Here is a 22,059-nt window from a genome sequence, read left to right as displayed (position 1 = left end):
CCAAAGAGTCTATTATCAAATAAATGATTTTCTTCGATAAATACTTAGTGCAAAGCCAATCGCAACGCTTCCAAGCAGCATCGGGAAAACACCATGGCTAATGAATGGGATTGGCATTGACATAAGTGGCACAAGTCCAAATAACATAAGTATGTGATAAACAATTTGCGTTGTTATATAGGCAAGCCCACCTACGATTAATAATCGCCCGTATTCATTTTGAATGAAGGAAAGTGTACAGGCTATACGGTAAATAATGAAGGCGAGAAGACTTAAAATAACTACCCCTGCAACAATCCCGTACGTTTGTAAGATTGTCAGTAATACAAAATCAGTATGGGCTCCACCAGCAAACGGTTGACTGCTAGTGCCAAACCATGTGAGCTGTTTCATCATATTTGAAATATAAATGACAGTAGAAGTATCCTCTAAACCTGGTGTATAGATTGTCTGCATTCGTGTAAGTTGGTATGGCTTTAATGGTACAATCAACAAGTATCCGATTACGCATATTAACAGGAAACTAAAAGCAGCAGTACATGCTAGCTTTAGCCTGCGAGAAAAGTTGCTTGCATAAAATAATGAGGCAACAATCGCTGTGTATGTAAAGAATAGTGAAATGTCTGGCAAAAGGATGTAAAAGTACACACCGATAGAATAAAGAATAAGCAGCCACCAAAATGATTTTTTTTGTTTAGCAAAAAGCCCTGCAAACGCAATTAAAAAGAGAGGCAATGTCATCCAACCTTTAAGCTCAAGTGGACCAGCTTTAAAAAAGATAACACCATTCATCACTTGATTACCATTTAAGATAATGAGAAATAACACACTTGCCAGTACATACAAATGCATAGAATAGCCCTCTAGCTTTCGAAAATCGAGTCGCATTAAGACAATCGTCGCAACAATGCCACCAACAACAATCACGATATTGCGGACAATAAAATCTCTTAACAAGAACTCAGCTGGAAAAAGTGGTAAGAAGCTACAAAGTGACGCTAGCAGAAATGAAATAATGAGCATCCAATCGATTTTTGGCTGATGAATCTGATTAAGCGATATACCAAGCTTTGTAGCATTACCCATTTCACGCACAGCCTGTTGTTCTGCATCGATATCGCTATATCCCTTTTCCAGCCAAGCATGCTTCGACTTCTCTAAATGATAGGTCAGCTCCTTTTCAACTACATCATGTGCCTCCTTGTTATGAATATGTCTCTTTGTATGTTGAATATATTGCTTAATCGTTTGCATAACGTGCCTCCTTCAATAATTGCTGAATGGAAGGGCGTTCATGCATTTCTTTGTTGAGCTTTGTCAGTAGCTTAATTCCTTTATGTGAAAGAACATATCGCTTTTCATTTTCGTACCATTCACTAACAATGAGTTGTTGCTGTTCAAGGCGATGTAGCATAGCATAAATCATTCCCTCGTTAAAATGAACTACTGCTTTGTTTTTTGTATAAAGAAGTTGTGTAAGCTCATATCCTGAACGCATCGTTTGCAGCATCGGTAATAGCACTTGATCCGAAAATTCCTCTTGAATACCTTTACGTACAACTTCTCGATGCTTCTCTGTAAACTGCACTTTTTGAAACTGACTTTTCATAACTTGTTTAAAACGTGATTCCGTCAAATGGATTCCCTCCTAATGTTTTTTATAACAAAGAACGTGCCTTACGAAGTCTCGTTTTGACTGTATTTTTATTTAACGCTAGAAGGCAGGCAATCTCCTGTACCGAGTATTCCTCAAAATAATAAAAGTAAATAAGTTCACGATATTTGACAGGAAGTGCCATCACTAAGTCAAATAATGCCTCCTCCTCACTATTTTTTACAACTTGCTCAAGCAAATCACCCGTTTCTAATGTTTGAGCTAAGACATTCGTTTCAGTGACATAAACATTTTTTTTGTACCAGCTCTTTAGATAGTCTTTTGTATGATTGATAGCAATACGCCACAACCATGTCTTCAAACTAGCATTTCCCTGGTAAGTGGACAATGCCTTATAGCATTTGATAAAAATTTCTTGTGTTAAATCCTCTGCAAGTGCGACATCATGTACATATGTATAAACAAGCTGTAGAACTTCCTGACCATAATCAGTCATAAGCTCCTCAATCAACTGATTTCGCGATAATCCACTGATAGATATCACTTCCTCCATCTCCATACCTCCTTCCTGTTCATATATTAGACGAGTACCACATAATACCGGTTTTATTTTTTCTATACTAATGTAATCCTGCCAAGTATTCTATCGTAAGTTCTTAAATCAAAAGTTGACTTTCATTTTAAGCTACTGTAAAATATTTTGAAATTACAGTTAAATTCAATGAAAAAGAGAGTAGTTTATGGATAACTGGAAAGCGAATTGGGGGTAGTGTAAGCCTAATGCAGGAGCCATAAATGAAACGCACTTTGGAGAAGATTCTCGAAAAAGAAGTAGAGAATATCGGGGAGTCACCTCGTTAACAATGGAAAGTGGTCATTTGGAATGGCAACTAGAGTGGTACCACGGGATAACTATGCTCTCGTCTCTATCTATTAGAGACGGGAGCTTTTTTATTTTTATTAGAGGAGGAAGATGAAAAATGAACATGAAGGAACAAATAGCCAAAAGCATTGCTGTTGCATTAAAGGATCAGCTCACAGTTAAAGAAATTCAACATTTATTAGAAAAACCAAAAAAATTAGAGCTAGGGGATGTAGCTTTTCCGTGCTTTACTCTTGCTAAAAAATGTAGAAAATCACCTCACAATATCGCCGAAGAGATAAAAAACAATTTGACATGTGAAATCATAAAGGATGTTCAAGCAATAGGAGGATACGTAAATATATTTTTTAATCAGTCAATCGTTACAAAACAGGTGCTTACTAAAATTTTAATAGAACAACATTTATATGGAAGCCAACAGGAATCGAAAGGGAATGTTGTCATTGATTTTTCTTCTCCTAACATCGCGAAGCCATTTTCTATGGGACATTTACGTTCTACTGTAATTGGCAATGCTTTAGCTAATATTGCCGAAAAAAATGGCTACCAAGCAATTCGCATCAATCATTTAGGAGACTGGGGAACACAGTTTGGTAAGTTAATTGTTGCCTATAGACGATGGGGCAATCAACAGGCGATTGCTAATGCGCCGATTGAAGAATTATTAAGAATTTATGTGAAATTTCATGAAAAAGCAGAACAGGATGAAACCCTTAATGAAGAGGCACGTGCTACATTTAAAGCATTGGAGGATGGGGATGGAGAGGCATTAGCGCTGTGGCAATGGTTTAGAGATGCATCATTAGACGAATTTAATACTATCTATCAACTTCTTGGAATTCACTTTGATTCATACAATGGGGAAGCCTTCTACAACGACAAAATGGCAACGATTGTCAAGGAGCTAGAAGAAAAAGAGCTACTTATAAAATCTGATGGGGCATTTGTTGTGGAAGTTGAACAGATGCCACCTTGTTTAATTACAAAAACAGACGGTGCGACACTTTACGCAACTCGTGATTTGGCAGCTGCATTCTATCGTAAACAGCACTATGACCCTAAAAAAATATTTTATGTGGTTGGCAATGAACAGTCCCTACATTTTAATCAGCTATTTTGGGTTATAGAGAAAATGGGGTATGGATGGGCAAAGGATTTACAGCATGTGCCTTTTGGGATGATTCTAAAAGACGGTAAAAAAATGTCAACTCGTAAAGGTAAAATAGTTCTATTAGGTGAGGTGCTGAAAGAAGCGATTACTACCGCAAAACGCAATATTGAGGAAAAAAATCCAAAGCTAAAGCAGAAAGATATTGTAGCCCATCAAGTTGGTGTTGGAGCGGTTATATTTAATGATTTAAAAAATGATCGTCTACATGATATAGAGTTTTCTCTTGAGCAAATGATGAATTTCGAAGGGGAAACAGGTCCATATATTCAATACACTTATGCACGTATATCATCCCTCTTGGAAAAAGTAAATGAACCTGGCAAGGAATTATCTATTGAAAAATTAGGTGAGCAAGCATGGCCAGTTATTTTACTACTAGAACAGTTTCCAAAAGTAATTTCTAATGCTTTTGAGCAGGCAGATCCGTCACAAATTGCTAGATATGCCTTAAACTTAGCTCGTTTATTTAATAAATACTATGCTCAAAATAAAATATTAGCTGAAGATCATATTAGAGCATCACGCTTAGCTTTCTGTCAATGTGTCGCTATCATTTTAAAAGAATCATTAGCATTATTAGGTATTGCAGCACCAAAGAATATGTAAATGAAACACATCTACTATACTGTGGTAGATGTGTATTTAAATTGACCAGTACTGGAAAAAATGATAAAAGGGAATAGAAAGAAATCAGAGGTCTGACAATAATAGTAGATTTTACAGATTAGAGAGAAGGTTTAACAGAATATGATGAAAAAGCAATGGACGGTTTCCTCGGTGCTTATGGTTGTATGTATTTTTTTCATTGCCCTCAATATGCGTCCAGCCGTAACCGCAATTGGACCACTCTATAATGTTTTATTGGAGTCGTTACATATATCTAATACAAAAATGAGCTTTTTAACATCCATACCAGTATTTTGTATGGGACTCTTTGCACCCATTGCTGTACCATTACAAAAAAAATTCGGCACAAAAACATCTATTACGTTCTTAATTCTAATTCTTGCTTTAGCAAATGGATTGCGTTTTCTAAAAGAAAGTTATGGGTTACTTGTGATCACAAGCTTTCTTGCAGGATTTGCGATTGCACTTATTGGTCCAATGCTAAATGCCTACATCAAGAAGAAATTTCCTAATCGTTTCACTACAGTTGTCGGAATTTATTCATTTGGAATAGGAACAGGTGCAACATTGAGCGCAGCACTAACCGTAATGTTTTATAGTCATTTTTATGGTAGCTGGACAATAGCTCTAGGTAGCTGGTCAATCCTAGCGCTTTTCGCCTTACTGATGTGGTATCTGTTGATACAAAAAGAGGAGCAGGAGCTATCAAGGAACGATGAAAAGTCTGAACATTCAACCCGAAATCCTTGGAAAAGTATCCAGGCTTGGACAATGTTAATTTATTTTGGCTTACAAACATCACTATTTTTTTCAATAATGTCCTGGTTAGTACCAATTTTGCAGGATAAGGGCTATTCACTTGGTGCAGCAAGCACGATTTTAACATGTATGTCTTTCATACAAATGATTGGTAATATTGTAGTTCCAATACTGATGGAAAAATGGACGAGCCGGTTAGCATGGCTTTTTGCTTTAGGGGTTTTAGGCATCTTAGGATTTGCATTATTATGGGTGGGCTCAGGTATGTGGCTATTATTTGCGGTGCTTATCATTGGAATCGTCTTAAGTGGTTTATTTCCAATAGGGTTATTATTGCCATTGGATGAGGCAAGAACGAATGAGGAGACGAATAGTTGGTCGTCTATGGTGTTGTCTGGCGGATTTATAATAAGCGCCATCATTCCAATTGTGATAGGCTATTGCTATGATATTACTGGAAATCATACAGTGACTTTTGCTATTTTCATGACCATAATGCTTGGTATTATGGCAACAACTTTTAGTTTAAAGAAAAATTCTCTCTAAGGCATGCAAAAGCATGTCTTTTTTAAAAATTATTTTCGCCACAAATTATAAGTCAAATTTCATAACAAAGATATAAAAGAAACACTTTTTATAGGTAAAATGAATTGATTAAAAGATGCAGGTAATATTTTTATAGTATAGCTCCACTAATAATATTATTATGTAAACTTGAAACGTATATAAACCTTGTTTATGATAGAAAAGAAAGAAGCTGAAAGAAAGTATTGGTGAAGCTATGCGGAAGAAGATGCTCATTTTGGGAGCGACAGCTATTCTATTAGCAGGCTGTGGTAATCAAACAGTGGCAGAACTGTTTCAGACAAAAAAATCAGAGACAAAATCAGAAAAAGCGGTAACAAAACAGGAAGAGAAAATTGTGCCAGAGGTAAAAGTTGTTGGTGAAAACGGTATTGGTGCAGGGCTTATTGTCAGTCAGGATAAGGATAAGCTTTACATAGTCACAAATGGTGCGCTCGTAGCCTCTAAGCCAGTTGCATTCATTGAATTTGCGAATAATAAACTTATGGAAGCGACTGTGCATTATATGTCTACAGCACATAATATCGCCATCTTACAAGTATCCTATAAAAGCTCAGTAAAGGTACCGACAGTATATAATGGAGATTTAAATCAGCTTTCGGTTTATGTCGATGGTTTGCCACACATCATTCATAAATACAGTGATAAAGTTGCTGCTTATTATATAGATGTAGAACAACCATTACCTTTAGGAAGCCCTGTACTGGAGGCAGAGAATGGTGAGTTTGTAGGTATCTACTTTAATCGTCAGCAAAACGATGTTTCACAGCCATACATATTGCCATTTAAAGACATAGCTCAGCTAGTTGATGAATGGATTGAAGAGGGAATGAGAGTTAGTGATCGACTTTCTCAATCAAAAAATTTGTACCCCTATATAGAGCAAGGGAATCAAGTAGCTGTAAAGCAGGCTATAGAAAAGTACGGGAAAAATATTTTTGCATATAATGAAGATGAAATTAAGCAATTTTTAGATGTATTCCATAAGCATTTAAAAGCTGCTGTCGATATACAGGACGCTAGTGTGATGGAATCTATAGTTGGAGCAGATAATTTACAGGAAACTTTGAAAAATATGGTCTCTTACTATGCCTCTAAACAGGCAAAAATTAATTTTTCCAAGACTACTATAAAAAACATTGAAGTGGTAGAGCAGCATATGGTGGTGCGTGCAATAACAGAATATTTACTGACGAATTCTGCAGGGCAGGAGGCACTTGCTAACTCAAAGATGCTTTATGAAATTAAAAAAAATGAACAGGGCGAGTATAAGCTTATTCGTCTAACTACTGAGGAGTGAAAAGTTGGATGGAGCAGGCAAGACAAATGTTACAACATCATTTTGGCTATGATTCATTCCGTAATGGACAGGCACAAATTATTCAGCAGACATTACAGGGACAATCAAGTCTTTGTGTCATGCCAACTGGTGGCGGGAAATCAATTTGCTATCAAATTCCGGCTCTTATGCTAGAAGGCTTAACTGTTGTGATATCCCCTCTTATTTCTCTTATGCAAGATCAGGTAGAGGCATTACGTGCGGCAAATATCCCAGCGGCTTATATTAACAGTACCTTATCCGTACAGGAAGTGGATGAAACAATGCAGCTTGCAAGTGCGGGTTATTTAAAGCTGCTTTATATAGCACCAGAGAGATTGGAAAGTGCTGCGTTTTTACAGGCACTATCCTATTTGTCAGTACCGCTTTTAGCTGTAGATGAGGCCCATTGTATTTCTCAATGGGGGCATGATTTTAGACCAAGCTATCGAGCTATTCAAAAATTATTTACATTGTGGCCACAAAAGCCAACAGTCTTAGCACTTACAGCAACAGCAACGCCAGCGGTATGTGAGGATATAAGACAGTTATTAGAGATTGACGAGCAATCAGCAGTCATTACAGGCTTTGCGCGTGATAACCTAGCTTTTTCAGTATTAATTGGTGAAAATAAAGAACGTTATATTAAAAATTACCTCACTAAGAACAAGCAGGAAGCGGGCATTATTTATGCGGCAACCAGAAAGGCTGTGGATGCAATATATGACGTCTTAAGTCGTTCTGGCGAATCTGTCGCCAAGTACCATGCAGGGCTGGCAGAAGAGCTACGTATGTCAGAGCAAGAGCGCTTTTTAAAAGATGAGGCGCGTATTATGGTGGCGACCAATGCATTTGGCATGGGTATAGATAAGAGCAATGTACGTTTCGTTATTCACTATCAAATGCCCCGCAATATGGAGAGCTATTATCAGGAAGCAGGGCGAGCAGGACGCGATGGTTTACCAAGTGCCTGCATTTTACTATATGCATCAGGGGATGTTCAAACACAGCGTTTCTTAATTGAACAAACACAGGATGAATCGCGAATTACCCAGGAGCTAGTAAAGCTGCAAACGATGGTGGATTACTGTCATACAGAGGGATGCTTACAAAATGCAATTCTCCTGTATTTTGGTGAGAAGGCAGGAGAGCCTTGTGGTCGTTGTGGTAATTGTAATGATGGGCGAGAGGTCAAGGATGTAACGGTAGATGCGCAAAAAGTGCTTGCCTGCGTCGTACGGATGGGACAAAAATTTGGTAAGACAATGGTGGCCCAAGTGCTAATTGGTTCTAAAAATCAAAAGATGACGGAATTTGGCTTTGCACGTTTATCTACTTATGGCATTTTAAAAGGGCAATACTCTTCAAAAGATGTCTCCAGTTTTATTGAATTTTTAATTGCGGAAGGATTACTAGCTGTAAAGCACGGTACGTATCCAACCATCTATGTATCAGAGGAAGGCAAAGCGGTTTTACTGGGTAATCGCAAGGTGATGCGAAAAGAAGCTGTAATTGTGCGTAAACTGGCAGACAATGATCCACTATTCGAGCATTTAAGAGTATTACGAAAAGAGATTGCAGATGAAGAACAAGTACCACCATTTGTGGTGTTCTCTGATAAAACATTACGAGAATTATGCGAGCAAAAACCAATGGAACTTGAAGGCTTACGACGAGTTAGTGGGATTGGTGAAGTAAAGTTCGAAAAATATGGCAAACGATTCTTCGAGGCACTCCAATCATTTTTGAAAACAGCTTCTGATCATTAATTATATAGAGAGGCTAGGACAAAGCTGGTCAAAACCTAAAAGCGTGAGAAATCAATTTAGAAACGTTGATTTCTCGCGCTTTTCTAACTTTAATTTTTGTTCGAAACTAGTTTTATATTTATTTTTTCCAATGCTCTGTAATAAACTGATCTCTACCCGAAATCGCTCGGTCCTTCTGATAATGCTCAGGCTCTTTTTTATAATAATCCTGATGATAATCTTCAGCAGGATAAAAGTGTTGAGTATCACGAATTGTGGTTACAATAGGCTTATCAAAGCGTCCACTTTTTGCTAATTTTTCTTTGGATGCTTCGGCAATTCGTTTTTGTTCTTCTGAATAGGTAAAAATTGCCGTTGTATAGGATTCACCGCGGTCATGAAATTGACCGTAAGCATCTGTTGGATCAATTTGCATCCAGTAGATATCTAGAAGCTGCTCATAGCTAAAGATACCAGGGTCAAATTCAATTTCTACAACTTCTAAATGGCCGGAATTGCCTTTTTTAACATCCTCATAAGTTGGATTTTCTAAATGGCCACCCATATAACCTGAAGTAATTTTATGTATGCCATCCCATTCTATAAATGGCTTGACCATACACCAAAAACAACCACCCGCAAATGCAGCTTTTTCTATCATAGTTTATCATCCTTTCTAACGTGAAAATATTATAGCATTATTTTGCTCTCGACTGACACTTTAGGTGTAAAATAACGATTAGATGGATAATTGTAGCATGCATAATATTTTGATGAAACTTTCCTTATGGTGAATCGTTACATTAACTATATTACAATAGAGGAGTTATGAAGTATGGAAGAGCAAGAGTATTCAAGACGCTCACAACGTCCCAAAAAACGTCGATTGCGTAAAGGTAGAGCATTATTATCATTGCTATTGCTATGTGTCATTGTTCTGGTTGGTTATTCAGTGATGCAATATCGAAGCGGGCTTGAGCTAGCAAATGACACAAAAGTAGCGCAGGAGGATTTTAGCGGTGATACGGTTAAAGGGGATATTGAAAATTATTTATTATTAGGTGTTGATAGTCGCGGAGAAGAAAAATCACGTACGGATACCATGATGGTTTTATCATGGGATAAGAAAACAAATGATATCAAGCTTGTATCATTAATGCGGGATATATATGCAGATATTCCCGGCTACCAATCGTATAAGCTCAATACAGCTTATTATCTAGGCGGTGTGCAATTATTAAAGGAAACAATCAGCAATATGTTTAGTCTTCCTATTCATCATTATGCCATTATAGATTTTAAAAATTTTGAATCACTAGTAGATATTTTAGCGCCAAATGGGGTTGAAATAAATGTTGAAAAAGATATGTCTGAAAAGATAGGTGTTTCCTTAAAGCAGGGTGTGCATAACCTAAACGGGAAAGAATTACTTGGTTATGCTCGTTTCCGACACGATGCAGAGGGAGATTTTGGCCGTGTGGCGCGTCAGCAAAAGGTTATTGAAGCCATAAAGAATGAAGTGCTAGCACCTCAAAATATTTTGAACTTACCAAAGTTTGTTGGAGCAGCACAAGGGTATGTAACAACAGACTATTCCTCCTCTGGGGAAATTCAGCAGGTTCTCAAAATGGTGTCAAAAGGGAAGGTCAAAATTGAAAAGGCCACCATCCCAATTGAGGGAAGCTATCAATTCCAGAACTTTAGTCATGCAGGGGATTCAATCGTTATTGATGTTGAAAAAAATAAAGCCTTTTTAAGTGAATTTTTGGGTATGCAGCTGGAGTGATGGTTCGCATAAGTCAACATTATCCTGTAATATAAAGGTAAAGCATTTGGATTGGGGTGGGTATATGGAAAAAGAAAGACCAAAAGAGCGGTCTAATTTGTTTTCAACAAAGTTTATCCGCTTTTTAGGTGGTAAAAACTTATTTTTTACACTCATTACTTTATTATTGTTGGCATGTGTAATTTTTATGTTCCAAAAGGTTTCCTTTATATTTACCCCGCTGAAAGTATTATTTGAGGTAGTGATTTTACCAGGGGTACTTGCCATCATCGCCTATTATTTATTGCGCCCATTATTAGGAATTTTAGAAAATTGGCGTATTCCAAGAATATGGGGTATTTTGATTTTATATATCGCTGTCATCGGTTTCATCACATTACTAGTAGTACTAGTTTATCCGTTTCTGCGAGATCAGTTTACAAATTTATTGCAGGAGTTTCCTGGATATTTTATGGCACTGACGCAAAATATTGTTGAGTACTTAACACATTCTCGCTTCAATGAGTATTTAGATAAAATAGACTTTAACTATGACGAAGTTGTTAAGAATGTCACAACGGATTTATTTGAAACGGTGAAAGATACAGCGACGAACTTAGCACAGGGTGTGGCATCTGGTATTACAGGCTTCCTTTCAACTTTAACAGGCATCATCCTGTCATTAGTAACAGTACCATTTATTTTATTTTATTTACTTAAAGATGGTGAAAAGTTACCGAAATTTATGTTAAACATCTGTCCACCTCGTATGCGTAAAGAGGTGCATGAAATTTTTCACGATATGGACAAACAAATTAGCTCCTACATACAGGGTCAAATTTTAGTGTCGATGTGTATTGGTGCCATGGTAACGATTGGTTTTTTAATTATTGGCATGAAATACGCCTTATTACTTGGATTCCTTGCAATGATTACAAGTGTGGTTCCCTATTTAGGGCCTGTTATTGCGATTACACCTGCTGTAATTATCGCCCTAGTAACATCACCGTTTATGCTGATTAAGCTCGCAATTGTTTGGACGGTGGTACAGCTCATTGAAGGAAAATTCATATCTCCACAAATTATGGGGAAATCTCTAAGTATCCATCCAATCACCATTATTTTTGTATTATTAACGGCTGGTTCTTTATTTGGTGTCCCTGGTGTTATTTTAGGTATTCCAGGCTTCGCTATCTTTAAAGTGCTTGTAACCCATTTATTTAAGCTATTTAAACAGCGTTATAATCGCTATGAGGACGAGGAACATCAGCAATATGAAGTATGATGAGCAAAAACAGTTACTGCTTTTTCGCAGTAACTGTTTTTTTATGTGGGAATGTATGGGGCAAAAGACCAAATACCAGGACAATCCCTTTAAGACTGTGCTGCAAATTGTACTTGTGCTAATTGATCAACAGCTTCCTGTAGTACTTCTTTTGGCTGTACTAATGCTAAACGTAAATAGCCTTGTCCCGCTGTGCCAAATACTGTGCCTGGAACAGTCACAACGCCAACTTGCTCAATCAGCTTAAAGGCTAATTCTGTACAATCAATATCGTATGGATATTTAGCCCATACAAACATCCCTCCATCTGAAGGTGCTGCATCCCATCCGATAGCACGTAGGCCATTCATTAATGTTTTATGACGCTCTGAAAATGTTGCTCGTAAACTCGCTGTAATTTCCTCAGCGTTATCAAGCGCAACAACGGCTGCATCCTGAATCGGCTCGAATATGCCAAAATCTAAATTTGATTTTAATTGCTTTAAAATGGCGATCATCTCAGCGTTTCCTGCGATATAAGCGATACGTGTACCCGCAAGGCTAAAGCTTTTTGATAAGGAGTTAATTTCCATTCCAACTTCTTTGGCACCAGGAGCGGCAAGGAAGCTAATTGGGCCATCGCCTGTAAAGTAAAACTCGGAATAGGCCGCATCATGTAGGACGATAATGTTATATTTTTTAGCAAAGGCAATGACTTTTTCGAAATAGGCTAATGATGGCATTGCAGGGACTGGATTGCCTGGTAAATTTAAAATCAATAGCTTTGCTTTTTGGGCGATTTCTTCAGGAACTGCATCTAAATCTGGTAAATAGCCATTGTCAGCTGTTTGGGGCATATAATAGGATGTTGCGCCTGCAAGATGAATTCCTGCATCATAGGCAACGTAAGCTGGATTCGTAGATAACACAATGTCACCTGGGTCACAAAAGGCGATTGGTAAATGCACTAATCCTTCTTGAGAGCCGATTGTTTGAATAATTTCAGAAGCGGGATCTAACTCTATATTGCTACGACGTTTATAATAGCGGCTTACTGCATCGTAAAAGCGTTGCGTACCTGTTAATGTATAACCATAGGACTCTGCTAAACCCGCTCTATAGGATAAATGCTCACGAATTTTAGCATGTGGGGGAAGGTCAGGACTTCCTAAGCTTAAGTCAATCATCTTCATGCCTTTTTCTTGCTGAAGCTTGGCATGGTTTTTTAAATCTCCAAAAATAGCTGGTGTGAATAATGACATTTTTTTAGACGGGACAATTTTCAAACTAGTACACTCCTTATAGTTGTATAACAGAATAGTAGTTCACATTTTATCATACTAAAGCATAGAAAGGGAAAGTTATTCTGAAAAAAGAATATATTTCTGAAAAGGAGAAGATGTTTGCGTGGGCTAGCGGAAACCTTTTAGAGAATATTGGAAATAGAGATATTGACGGAAAATTGGAAACATTTCTGCTATCATAAAAACAGAAAGGGAGATGAACAATATGGAAGTGTATTCTTTAAGTGGACCAAGTGGGACAGGGAAAAGTACAAGCGCACTTGTTTTTGCGCATAAAATAGGGGTAGAGGCAATTATTGATGATGGTCTATTGATTGTAGACGGTATGAAAGTAGCAGGGCTCTCCGCAAAATTTGAAAAAAACACAATAACAGCTGTTCGTCGTGCTATTTTTACTGATGATGCTCATCGTGAAGAAGTAAAAATAGCACTTAATACATATAAGGTACAATCTATTTTATTGATAGGTACGTCTGATAAAATGACAAAAACAATTGCCCGTCAGCTTGAACTTGGATTAATCGAAAGATATTACTATGTAGAGGATGTGCGTTCTCAAAAAGAAATCGACAAAGCACGCTTTATACGTCAAACCCAAGGCAAGCATGTGATGCCAATACCGTATCGTCAAGTTGAGCAAAATTTTTTTAAACGCTTAGTGCAAAGAGGCATGGAAATTTTTTCGCCAAAGCGTGAAAAAATAGGGGAGACAACGATTGTTCGTCCAGATTTCCAACAAGAATATATAGAAATTGGTAAGCATGTCTATGTGCAGCTATTGACGTATTGCTGTGCACAGCATGACATTGTACACAAGGTAGAGCAAGTGCAATTAACATTAGGGGAGCAAGCGTTTACTACGATAACATTACAGCTAAAGGTACCAATTGATTATTCATTACCAGATCAATTGTATGCATTACAAAAGAATGTGCAGTCCGATTTTTTCCAGCATTTTGGTTATGAGCTAGATGCCATTCATCTTCACATAAAATTAGCAGTTGTAAAGAGAAGAACATAATAAAACAGGTACTCCACTCGCCATTACGCGTATAGAGTACCTGTTTTTTATTTCTGTTGGCGTGTAAATTTAGGCTGACGTTTTTCGACAAATGCACGGCAGCCCTCTGAAAAATCATTTCCGACAAATGGTGAAGAGCTTTTCCATAATGCTGGCACACTGTCTACGCATTCTTGGACAGATTGTTTAACCGCTAATAATGATTCGGGTGACATTCCTGCTACAAGCTTACCCATACGAATCATGTATTTATTAATATCTTTTGCAGCGACTAAATAATTAAGCATACCGAGCTTGAACGCTTCCTCTGCTTTAAACATACGACCTGTAAAAACTAGATCCTTCGTTGTAGAAGGGCCAACAAGTTGTACTAAACGCTGTGCAAATTTGTTATTTAAAGTAATGCCTAATTTGCCAACGGGGATTCCAAGTTTTGCTTTTTCTGAGCCGATACGAATATCACAGGCCAAGGCCAGTTCTAAACCTGCCCCCATAGCAGGTCCATTAATAACGCCAATTGTTGGAATCGGCAAACGCTCAATCGTAGAGATGGTTTTTTCCATATGTACAAAGGCTTCCTCAGCTTTTTCGAGAGAAATAGCGTTAAATTCTTTAATATCGGAGCCCGCCGTAAAATTTTCACCGGATCCGCGTAAAATTAATACTTTGTTTTTAGGATTGTCTAATACCTGTAAAGCAATCTTAGCCAATTGATCCCACATATTTGCAGTTAGTGCATTCTTCGCCTGTGGTCGATGAATTGTAATAATCGCTAACCCTGCTGTTTCTTGATAAATTATTTTTGCATCTTCTGCCTCTAATCGAGTTGTTTTCACTTGCATACTCGAAACGCCCCCTACATGATAAGTTCATACACTTATTATATAACACAAACGGTGATAAACACTAAATTATACGAATTTTCATGTAAATTCGCTTTGTGTTACAAGAATAATAGCATTTTAAAGAAATTGTACTACAACAGGAAAGAGGGGAGTTGTTATTGTAAGAAAGTAAAAGAGAGAGGTTATTACGATAGAACATTCGCTTCCTTATGTTAAAAAGAGCTTTATAGTTTGAGGAGCGGTATTTTGTCTGTTTATTACAGATTATCCGACATTATCATTTATAAAAATAAATATAACCTACGCACCCATAATATAGTAAAATAAAACAAATCACGCACAGCAAATAAGGAGGGAGTTAACTTGATCACATTAGTGGAGGCATGGAACAGCTATTTATTACTCTTAAATTCTTTAAAGAAAAGTGCTGCAACAAAAAAACAGTATAATTTAGATGGGAAGCAGTTTTTAGCGTTTGCCCATGAGAAAAACTACTTGAATGTGGATCATCAGTTTAAAGAATTATTATTTATATATAGTAATTACTTAAAGGGAACGTACGTAAATATCAACACATTTAATCATAAAATTGCTACATTACGAGGCTTTGTTGATTTTGTTTTTTTACGAGAGTGGGTGGAGTCATTTGATTATGAGGTCATTTTACAGCCAAAGAAGAGACAAAAAGAGTCACTAAAATTACTGACAACGAAGCAATTGATGAACATTACAAATGTCTGGCCAACTTATTTTCAATATGCGAAGACTCAAGAGCATGCTTGGTTGGCAAGGCGTAATGGTTGCATTGTGCAAATGCTACTTGAAACAGGTTGTAAGCCAGCGGAGCTTGTACGTATGAAATGGACGCATATGCATACTAATTCAACATTCATTTTTATTGCTAACCACAATGGTCGCCGAGAAATTAAACTTTCTCCAATTTTAGTGGACATGCTGAAGCATTATAAAGTAGCAACCGAAGAGCTGCATCAGCAAGAACCGGGGGAATGGATGTGGGTCAGTGAGGCTAGCCAATCAAAATCAATCTCAACAAAGACCGTTGAACGAATTTTTCAGGCTATTTCAAAGGATATTGGTCTAAATGTTAGAGCAACAGATTTACGCTATACAGTCATGCAAAAGGCGTTTCAGAGTGAAAAAACAATTGAACATATTCAGCAAACAATGGGCTATGTACGAAAATGGGTATTAACAGAAAGACAGGGTCGTTTTGAATAAACCGCGCAGTATTTTACTGCACGGTTATCATAGATGATTTAATGCTCTGACGTTTACTTTAACAGTTAAGTCATGCTTTCCTCCTGTATAAACACCTTCTACAGGACTAATATCTGAATAATCTCTACCAATACACAAAATGATGTGATTTTCCAGCACTTCTACATTATTCGTTGGATCTAGGCCAATCCATCCGATGCCTGGGATCATTACTTCCACCCAGGCATGTGTGGCAATATCACCAACTAAAGCTGAGTGTTCATCAACGTATAGATAGCCGCTAACATAACGAGCTGGAATCCCCTTGGCCCGCAATACTGCAAGCATGACATGTGTGAAGTCCTGACATACACCACGTTTAAGTACAAAGGCTTCATTTGCGGTTGTTGTTACATCCGTTGCACCAGGGTCATACTCAAATGTTGAATATAAATATTGCATTAAATTAAGCGAAAAAAGGACAGGGTTTTCAGCATGACCGATGGCATGATACACTTCCTCTAATTGATTTTCTGTCATATACGTAAAATGGGTGAATTTTAAAAAAGGCAGATAATGTTCATAAAATAGCTGAGAATGAAAGATCGTTTGCATTTCCGGTGAATATTGAATGCGATGAATAAATGGCGCACGTTGAATACTAACGATAGAAGTAGTTTGAATTTCTAATTCCTGATGCTGCTCTGGAATATAGAAAGTACCAACTGTATTACCCCAAATATCCGTATGCTCACGTGTTAAGGATGAGGGGGTAATTGCAATTCGATAGGATAATAAGCGCTGACGCTCATCGCTTCTTGGCTTTAAGCGGATTGTATTTAAGCTTTGGTCAACCTCAGACTCATATTGAAACTTATTAATATGATGAATTTCAAATTTCATTGTGTCCGCTTCCTTTTGTTTACTGACTTGCTTGTTGAAAGGGAGCTGTATTTGATTCCCTTCAAGGTTGTATGCTGGGTTCATATAAATAATAAACTGTCGCGAATGTATGACTAAATTCAATACATTGGCGCAATCTTTCCTCCATTAATAAATTGATTTCCTCTAAAGTAAAATTCCATAAATCCATATTCATCATAGCAAAGATTGAACTTTTCAATGGGGGATGAAGCTCTAAAAACCTTCCTGAAGGAGAATCTTTTTCAATATGGATAAACGCTTCCTCTAATTTTTGTAGACAAAACATGAATGATCGCGGGAAATGTTTATCCTGTAATAAATACTGAATAACGCAGAGTAAATTTGTTTGACGATGCTTGCGTAAATAGGATTCTGTTGCCTCTGATAATTCAAGTAGAAAGGTACCATCTACTTCATTCATTGGTAACGTAACGTGTTTATGTTGCTCCAATACGATTAATATCATTCGAATCGTTTTTTCTGCCCGTTCCATCCATTTTCCAACCTGCATAAAGTAAAAAGGTAAATCACGATCCATGGAGCCCTCAATCAATCCTGTTACCGTTAAAGAAGTTTTACGAACATTTTGCAAAAAAGAATTCAGCACAATAATTGGAATAGGCTTTTGCCTTCCCATTATTTCCTCTTTAAGAGACAAATAAAATGCATTTTGCAATTCCCAAAGCTCAGTAGGGATACTATCACGAGTAACACGTGCATTTTCCCGAATGGCACTTACAGTTGCTAAAAGTGCATTACAATTCTTTTCCGAAAAAAGTAAATATTCAATTAGAGGATTTACTCGAATTATTTCAAAGCTGGACAAGTACTCTTCCTTTGAGGCACAAATATTTAATATAGCTTCCCAATGATCAATATACTCATGCTCTTTCCCAGATTGCTCCAACATATTCAACAGCTGTCCCTGTAATATATGTGCGTTTGTTTGCGTTCGTTCACTATATCTTGCCATCCAATAAAGTGCATCGGCTACTCGGCTTAGCATGCTGCCATTCCTCCTTTAATATCCATGTATCTTTTGCTCCACCGCCCTGAGATGAATTCACCACTAAAGAGCCTTCCTTGAGTGCTACACGAGATAAACCACCAGGTAACACATTAATATCCTCACCCTTCATTACATATACACGCAAGTCTACATGGCAGGGGTAGAACCTGCTATCCTGAAAGGCTGGAGCTCTAGATAATTTAATGGTTGGCTGTGCAATATATTGAGATGGTTTTTCATTAATTTTTTGTTTAAATCTAACAATTTCTTCCTCATTTGCATGAGGACCAATAAGCATGTCATAGCCACCAGACGCGCTCACATTTTTGATCACTAGCTCATCCATATGCTCCAGAACCCAAGTTCGCTGGCTGTCATCACTTAAATGATAGGTCGTGACATTCTGTAAAATAGGCTCTTCTTTTAAATAGTAGCGAATCATATCAGGTACATAGGCATACATCGCCTTATCATCAGCAACACCATTCCCAACAGCATTTAAAATGGCGATATTTCCGGCTTTATAAGCAGACATTATATGAGGAACGCCAAGTAATGAATCTTCTCGAAAAACACTGGGATCTAAGAAATCATCATCAATTCGACGATAAATTATATCAATCTGCTCTAACCCATAAATTGTTTTTATATACACTTTATCATTTTGAACAACTAAATCACGACCTTCTACAAGCTGAATATTTAGTTGCTGCGCTAAAAAAACATGATCGTAATAAGCTGAATTATACATACCTGCTGTCAATAACGCTGCCTTAGGCTCAGCATCAGGCGGCAAGCAGCGTGGTCGGTGAGCAAGGAGTGCCTTTTTCATGTAGGCCATTTGCTTCTCAAGTGATTGAATGGCATGCTTTGAGAAAAATTCAGGATACACTTCCTTCATCACATAGCGATTTTGAAAAACATAGGATATACCTGATGGATTACGTAAATTATCTTCCAGCACAAAATAAGTGCCATGCTCATCTCGAATTAAATCGATCCCAGCTAAGAAAATATGATTATTGATTGGAACCTTTACTCCAAGCATTTGGTAATAATAATAAGGATTATTTTCTATGAACTGCCTCGGAATTAATCCATCATTAATAATAGTCTGTTTATGATAGATGTCGTGTAAAAAACAATTTAAGGCCTGCACACGTTGCTTGACACCTGCTTCAATCATTTCCCATTGTTTATCAGGAATAATAATAGGTACAAAATCAAAGGGCATTGTACGTTCTGTTCCACCTTGAGCTCCATAAACGGTAAAGGTAATTCCTTGTCTTAGAAAACTTGATTGGGCTTGCTGATATTTCTCTTCTAACTGCGCCTTCGAAAAAGCATTCAGCCTTTGATAAAAAGATCGATAATGAGGCTTCGGCTGATTGCCATCTAACATTTCATCAAAAAACATACCAGATTCATATAAATTCATCATATGGATCGCCTCCGAATTTAAGTAATAAAGAAAAAATGTTAAACTAATAGCGAATACATAAAAGGAGCAGGTAAAATGACAATCATTAACTTAATGCAAGCATATGAGCTAGATAAGCTTTCAAAATTAGATTTCACAGATGAGGAAATTGTACAAACATTGCACACAGGGGATGTGTCAGTTTGGAAAGAAAAGGTACCTAACTACGAATTTTTAGAAACAATAGCACTTTTCCAAGAAGGAGAACGAGTGTTCTTAGATGCCTTACATGGTAACTATCGTATTAAATATGTAACATTGCCAGGCATTCAACGTTTACTCCATCTTCGCTTTCAATTAGAAGAGGGGGAGGACTATCAATTAATAGAAACAGGCATACAGAATTTAACTTGTCATGAAGAAACTATTGCTAAGCTTCAACAAATGCTATCAACAAACTGGACATTGTCAAAACATGTGGATGGAACATACAGTATATTTGTTAAGTAGAAGATATGACCTACATTAAAAACCAAATAATTCCATGCGCGTTGTGAGACGAATCGACATGTATAATACCCCATCTCTTCTTTTTTTGAATCGTCTCATTGCAATTAAGTATACTAAATTTAAATATTCATTTTTCTAACGCCTTATGCATGAAACAGGTAACTTTCATAAAAACATTTTTTAAAGATGATTTTCTTTCTGTAGAGAATCATCTTTTTTTAACGTTTTGTACAGGAACAAACGTTCTAGATGCTGAAAATGGGCATTTTTTTCATCATAAAGTTCCCAAATTTATATTTGGGAACGTTTTTTCATGATAAAATAGAGAAAATGGGGGGATTTTAATGCAAAAGACCAAGCTACCGAAATTTATGAAAGACTTCCTTGTTTATTTAACAACCATTAGAGGAAAGTCTCAGCGCACAAGAAAAGAATATGAATATGATCTGACATTATTTTTCAGATTTCATTTAGCTGTCCAACAAGATTTAGATATAAGCAACATTACCTCTATCGATATTTCTACTATTACAATAGAAGAAATACGTGACATCACACTAGAAGATCTCTACTTATTTATGGAATATTGCGAGGTGCAGCGTGGAAATTCAGCATCTGCAAGAGCAAGGAAGGTTGCTACTTTAAAATCATTTTTTAAATACTTAAAAGGTAAACGTCGTCTTCTCGAAGAAAATCCGGCTGATGAATTAGAAACACCAAAGATTGGGCGAAAACGACCGATTTATATGAATATTGAGGAAGCTAGGCAATTTATGGACGGCATTCAGTCGAATCATGCCTCACCTAGAAATTATTGTATGATGGTATTTTTCTTGAATTTAGGAATTCGTGTATCAGAGCTTTGTCAGTTAAATAAATCATCCATACAAGGTCGATATTTGACCGTTATTGGTAAAGGTAATAAGGAACGGACAGTTTATTTAAATGATAGCTGTATGCAGGCTCTCACAGACTATGAAGCTTGTGGAAAAACAGCCTATAAAGGTGAGGGAGATGAGCCCCTATTTGTTTCTCAAAAGGGAACACGCTTTACTCGGCAAACCGTAGCTAAAATAGTGAAACAGATTAATCAGCAATCAGGACTTCAAAAGGAAAGATTAACACCGCATAAACTACGTCATACCTCAGCTACCATGATGTATAAAGCAGGAGCAGACATCCGCAGTCTTCAGCACATACTGGGGCATTCAAGTGTTGCGACAACGCAAATTTATACGCACATTGAAGATGAACAGCTTCAACAGGTTCTCGAAAATAACCCATTTAATATCGTTCGTGACAGATAACATGCTAGTCATCGTACGAATTTAAAGGAATTTTAGGACGCTTAAGAGAATATGTCATAATAGAACATATGCTGAATAGAGTTCAATAAATACAAAGTAAGGGGAGAGGCTTTTGAATCAATTTATAACAGATCAGCTAAGGGAAACTAGAAATAATTTAGTGGCTGAAATCGAGCTATTAAATAATACTCAATTGAACGGGAAGCACGAAGCAAACAGTTGGAGTATAGCTCAGGTTTGCCATCACCTAGTCTTAGTGGAGGAATCCTCTATTAAAGCAATTGCATGGGGATTAAAGCAAACAGATCTCAAAAAAACAAATCGAAAAAATGTTCAACTAATTGTTGACAGATCCAATAAAATTACAGCACCAAAAATTGTAGAACCGACTGAAGACATATTTACCGTTCAGCAAATAATAGAATTATTGAGCGAATCAAGAAAAAAATTTATTACCTTTCTTGACACAATTGAGGATAAATCTATATTACCAGAGAAATCCGTGAAGCATCCAGCTCTTGGTGAATTGCCACTTGATCAATGGATTGAACATATATATTTACATGAACAGCGACATATTGAACAAATAAAAGAGATTAAAGGTACATTAGAGTCTACCTCCAACACTTTATAGAACATCCAATATCCCCATTTGTAGATGGGGATATTGGCATAGTGTTGAAAAACTAAATGGTCAAGGGACTCTTTGTGAACACTACTAAGTCAAATGAAGGTGATTTCCGTTCCAGGCTACTCGCTTTCCAGT

The 22,059-nt window shown here is 37.0% G+C and carries 20 protein-coding genes and 1 other annotated feature; of the genes, 11 read left to right on the top strand and 9 right to left on the bottom strand.

Features of this window, described 5'->3' with window-relative positions:
- Positions 1-15: 15 nt before the first annotated feature.
- From ACQKIM_RS20880 to ACQKIM_RS20870, 3 genes are read right to left on the bottom strand one after another with little or no spacing between them, the layout of a single operon-like run.
- The gene (locus ACQKIM_RS20880; RefSeq protein ID WP_427547732.1) at positions 16-1,254 is read right to left on the bottom strand and encodes an FtsW/RodA/SpoVE family cell cycle protein; all 1,239 of its coding nucleotides are present in this window, start codon (positions 1,252-1,254) and stop codon (positions 16-18) included.
- The gene (locus ACQKIM_RS20875; RefSeq protein ID WP_427547730.1) at positions 1,241-1,636 is read right to left on the bottom strand and encodes a helix-turn-helix transcriptional regulator; all 396 of its coding nucleotides are present in this window, start codon (positions 1,634-1,636) and stop codon (positions 1,241-1,243) included. The genes ACQKIM_RS20880 and ACQKIM_RS20875 overlap by 14 nt, the downstream gene beginning before the upstream one ends.
- A 22-nt stretch (positions 1,637-1,658) precedes the next feature.
- Entirely contained in the window at positions 1,659-2,168 is a 510-nt protein-coding gene (locus ACQKIM_RS20870; RefSeq protein WP_427547728.1) for a sigma-70 family RNA polymerase sigma factor, read from the bottom strand.
- Positions 2,169-2,327: 159 nt separating this feature from the next.
- Positions 2,328-2,546 (top strand) — a binding site (T-box leader).
- Between the two features lie 49 nt (positions 2,547-2,595).
- Here ACQKIM_RS20870 and argS point away from each other — a divergent pair.
- The 4 genes from argS (at position 2,596) to recQ (ending at position 8,727) form a co-directional block, all read left to right on the top strand.
- Positions 2,596-4,275 (top strand): arginine--tRNA ligase, encoded by a 1,680-nt coding sequence (gene argS, locus ACQKIM_RS20865; RefSeq protein WP_427547726.1) that lies wholly within the window; start codon positions 2,596-2,598, stop codon positions 4,273-4,275.
- Positions 4,276-4,416: 141 nt separating this feature from the next.
- Positions 4,417-5,601: a CynX/NimT family MFS transporter gene (locus ACQKIM_RS20860; protein WP_427547724.1), complete on the top strand. Its 1,185-nt coding sequence runs from the start codon at positions 4,417-4,419 to the stop codon at positions 5,599-5,601.
- 247 nt (positions 5,602-5,848) lie between these two features.
- A complete protein-coding gene (locus tag ACQKIM_RS20855) occupies positions 5,849-6,940 on the top strand; it encodes a TcaA NTF2-like domain-containing protein (protein WP_427547722.1) in 1,092 nt (363 codons plus the stop codon).
- Positions 6,941-6,948: 8 nt separating this feature from the next.
- Complete coding sequence (gene recQ, locus ACQKIM_RS20850) at positions 6,949-8,727, top strand: DNA helicase RecQ (protein WP_427547720.1); 1,779 nt, start codon at positions 6,949-6,951, stop codon at positions 8,725-8,727.
- Between the two features lie 118 nt (positions 8,728-8,845).
- On the opposite strand, the gene msrA is transcribed toward recQ, so the two are convergent.
- Positions 8,846-9,367, bottom strand: a complete 522-nt coding sequence (gene msrA / locus ACQKIM_RS20845) for a peptide-methionine (S)-S-oxide reductase MsrA (RefSeq protein ID WP_427547718.1) — start codon at positions 9,365-9,367, stop codon at positions 8,846-8,848.
- 174 nt (positions 9,368-9,541) lie between these two features.
- Here msrA and ACQKIM_RS20840 point away from each other — a divergent pair, with 174 nt between their 5' ends.
- Together ACQKIM_RS20840 and ACQKIM_RS20835 are read left to right on the top strand one after the other, a co-directional pair.
- Positions 9,542-10,492 (top strand): LCP family protein, encoded by a 951-nt coding sequence (locus ACQKIM_RS20840; RefSeq protein WP_427547716.1) that lies wholly within the window; start codon positions 9,542-9,544, stop codon positions 10,490-10,492.
- A gap of 64 nt (positions 10,493-10,556) precedes the next feature.
- Positions 10,557-11,756, top strand: a complete 1,200-nt coding sequence (locus ACQKIM_RS20835) for an AI-2E family transporter (protein ID WP_427547714.1) — start codon at positions 10,557-10,559, stop codon at positions 11,754-11,756.
- 89 nt (positions 11,757-11,845) lie between these two features.
- On the opposite strand, the gene ACQKIM_RS20830 is transcribed toward ACQKIM_RS20835, so the two are convergent.
- A complete protein-coding gene (locus ACQKIM_RS20830) occupies positions 11,846-13,021 on the bottom strand; it encodes an aminotransferase class I/II-fold pyridoxal phosphate-dependent enzyme (protein ID WP_427547712.1) in 1,176 nt (391 codons plus the stop codon).
- Positions 13,022-13,244: 223 nt separating this feature from the next.
- Between ACQKIM_RS20830 and ACQKIM_RS20825 the strand changes: the two genes are divergently transcribed.
- The gene (locus ACQKIM_RS20825; RefSeq protein WP_427547710.1) at positions 13,245-14,060 is read left to right on the top strand and encodes a hypothetical protein; all 816 of its coding nucleotides are present in this window, start codon (positions 13,245-13,247) and stop codon (positions 14,058-14,060) included.
- A gap of 47 nt (positions 14,061-14,107) precedes the next feature.
- On the opposite strand, the gene ACQKIM_RS20820 is transcribed toward ACQKIM_RS20825, so the two are convergent.
- Positions 14,108-14,902 carry an enoyl-CoA hydratase/isomerase family protein gene (locus ACQKIM_RS20820; protein ID WP_427547708.1) on the bottom strand — a complete coding sequence of 265 codons (795 nt, stop codon included), beginning with the start codon at positions 14,900-14,902 and terminating at the stop codon, positions 14,108-14,110.
- 366 nt (positions 14,903-15,268) lie between these two features.
- Between ACQKIM_RS20820 and ACQKIM_RS20815 the strand changes: the two genes are divergently transcribed.
- Positions 15,269-16,144, top strand: a complete 876-nt coding sequence (locus ACQKIM_RS20815; protein WP_427547707.1) for a tyrosine-type recombinase/integrase — start codon at positions 15,269-15,271, stop codon at positions 16,142-16,144.
- Positions 16,145-16,171: 27 nt separating this feature from the next.
- Here ACQKIM_RS20815 and ACQKIM_RS20810 read toward each other — a convergent pair whose 3' ends face one another.
- The 3 genes from ACQKIM_RS20810 to ACQKIM_RS20800 all read right to left on the bottom strand — a co-directional run bounded on the left by ACQKIM_RS20810 (position 16,172) and on the right by ACQKIM_RS20800 (position 19,497).
- Positions 16,172-17,026: a transglutaminase family protein gene (locus tag ACQKIM_RS20810; RefSeq protein WP_427547705.1), complete on the bottom strand. Its 855-nt coding sequence runs from the start codon at positions 17,024-17,026 to the stop codon at positions 16,172-16,174.
- A 61-nt stretch (positions 17,027-17,087) separates the two neighbouring features.
- Complete coding sequence (locus ACQKIM_RS20805) at positions 17,088-18,053, bottom strand: alpha-E domain-containing protein (RefSeq protein WP_427547703.1); 966 nt, start codon at positions 18,051-18,053, stop codon at positions 17,088-17,090.
- Positions 18,007-19,497 (bottom strand): circularly permuted type 2 ATP-grasp protein, encoded by a 1,491-nt coding sequence (locus ACQKIM_RS20800; RefSeq protein WP_427547701.1) that lies wholly within the window; start codon positions 19,495-19,497, stop codon positions 18,007-18,009. Before ACQKIM_RS20800 ends, ACQKIM_RS20805 begins: the two co-directional genes overlap by 47 nt.
- 75 nt (positions 19,498-19,572) lie before the next feature.
- Between ACQKIM_RS20800 and ACQKIM_RS20795 the strand changes: the two genes are divergently transcribed.
- From ACQKIM_RS20795 to ACQKIM_RS20785, 3 genes are all read left to right on the top strand, one after another.
- Complete coding sequence (locus ACQKIM_RS20795) at positions 19,573-19,986, top strand: hypothetical protein (protein ID WP_427547699.1); 414 nt, start codon at positions 19,573-19,575, stop codon at positions 19,984-19,986.
- 344 nt (positions 19,987-20,330) lie between these two features.
- Entirely contained in the window at positions 20,331-21,293 is a 963-nt protein-coding gene (locus ACQKIM_RS20790; protein ID WP_427547697.1) for a tyrosine recombinase XerC, read from the top strand.
- Between the two features lie 112 nt (positions 21,294-21,405).
- A complete protein-coding gene (locus ACQKIM_RS20785; RefSeq protein ID WP_427547695.1) occupies positions 21,406-21,927 on the top strand; it encodes a DinB family protein in 522 nt (173 codons plus the stop codon).
- Positions 21,928-22,059: the final 132 nt, after the last annotated feature.

The organism is Lysinibacillus sp. NPDC047702 (assembly GCF_050272555.1).
Taxonomy (GTDB): domain Bacteria; phylum Bacillota; class Bacilli; order Bacillales_A; family Planococcaceae; genus Lysinibacillus.
This window is presented reverse-complemented; position numbering and strand designations above follow the sequence as displayed.

Coding starts and splice junctions, on each gene's coding strand:
- ACQKIM_RS20880 (WP_427547732.1), bottom strand. CDS start 1,254: ATGCAAACGATTAAGCAATATATTCAACATACAAAGAGACATATTCAT.
- ACQKIM_RS20870 (WP_427547728.1), bottom strand. CDS start 2,168: ATGGAGGAAGTGATATCTATCAGTGGATTATCGCGAAATCAGTTGATT.
- argS (WP_427547726.1), top strand. CDS start 2,596: ATGAACATGAAGGAACAAATAGCCAAAAGCATTGCTGTTGCATTAAAG.
- ACQKIM_RS20860 (WP_427547724.1), top strand. CDS start 4,417: ATGATGAAAAAGCAATGGACGGTTTCCTCGGTGCTTATGGTTGTATGT.
- ACQKIM_RS20855 (WP_427547722.1), top strand. CDS start 5,849: ATGCTCATTTTGGGAGCGACAGCTATTCTATTAGCAGGCTGTGGTAAT.
- recQ (WP_427547720.1), top strand. CDS start 6,949: ATGGAGCAGGCAAGACAAATGTTACAACATCATTTTGGCTATGATTCA.
- msrA (WP_427547718.1), bottom strand. CDS start 9,367: ATGATAGAAAAAGCTGCATTTGCGGGTGGTTGTTTTTGGTGTATGGTC.
- ACQKIM_RS20840 (WP_427547716.1), top strand. CDS start 9,542: ATGGAAGAGCAAGAGTATTCAAGACGCTCACAACGTCCCAAAAAACGT.
- ACQKIM_RS20835 (WP_427547714.1), top strand. CDS start 10,557: ATGGAAAAAGAAAGACCAAAAGAGCGGTCTAATTTGTTTTCAACAAAG.
- ACQKIM_RS20825 (WP_427547710.1), top strand. CDS start 13,245: ATGGAAGTGTATTCTTTAAGTGGACCAAGTGGGACAGGGAAAAGTACA.
- ACQKIM_RS20820 (WP_427547708.1), bottom strand. CDS start 14,902: ATGCAAGTGAAAACAACTCGATTAGAGGCAGAAGATGCAAAAATAATT.
- ACQKIM_RS20810 (WP_427547705.1), bottom strand. CDS start 17,026: ATGAAATTTGAAATTCATCATATTAATAAGTTTCAATATGAGTCTGAG.
- ACQKIM_RS20805 (WP_427547703.1), bottom strand. CDS start 18,053: ATGCTAAGCCGAGTAGCCGATGCACTTTATTGGATGGCAAGATATAGT.
- ACQKIM_RS20800 (WP_427547701.1), bottom strand. CDS start 19,497: ATGATGAATTTATATGAATCTGGTATGTTTTTTGATGAAATGTTAGAT.
- ACQKIM_RS20795 (WP_427547699.1), top strand. CDS start 19,573: ATGACAATCATTAACTTAATGCAAGCATATGAGCTAGATAAGCTTTCA.
- ACQKIM_RS20790 (WP_427547697.1), top strand. CDS start 20,331: ATGCAAAAGACCAAGCTACCGAAATTTATGAAAGACTTCCTTGTTTAT.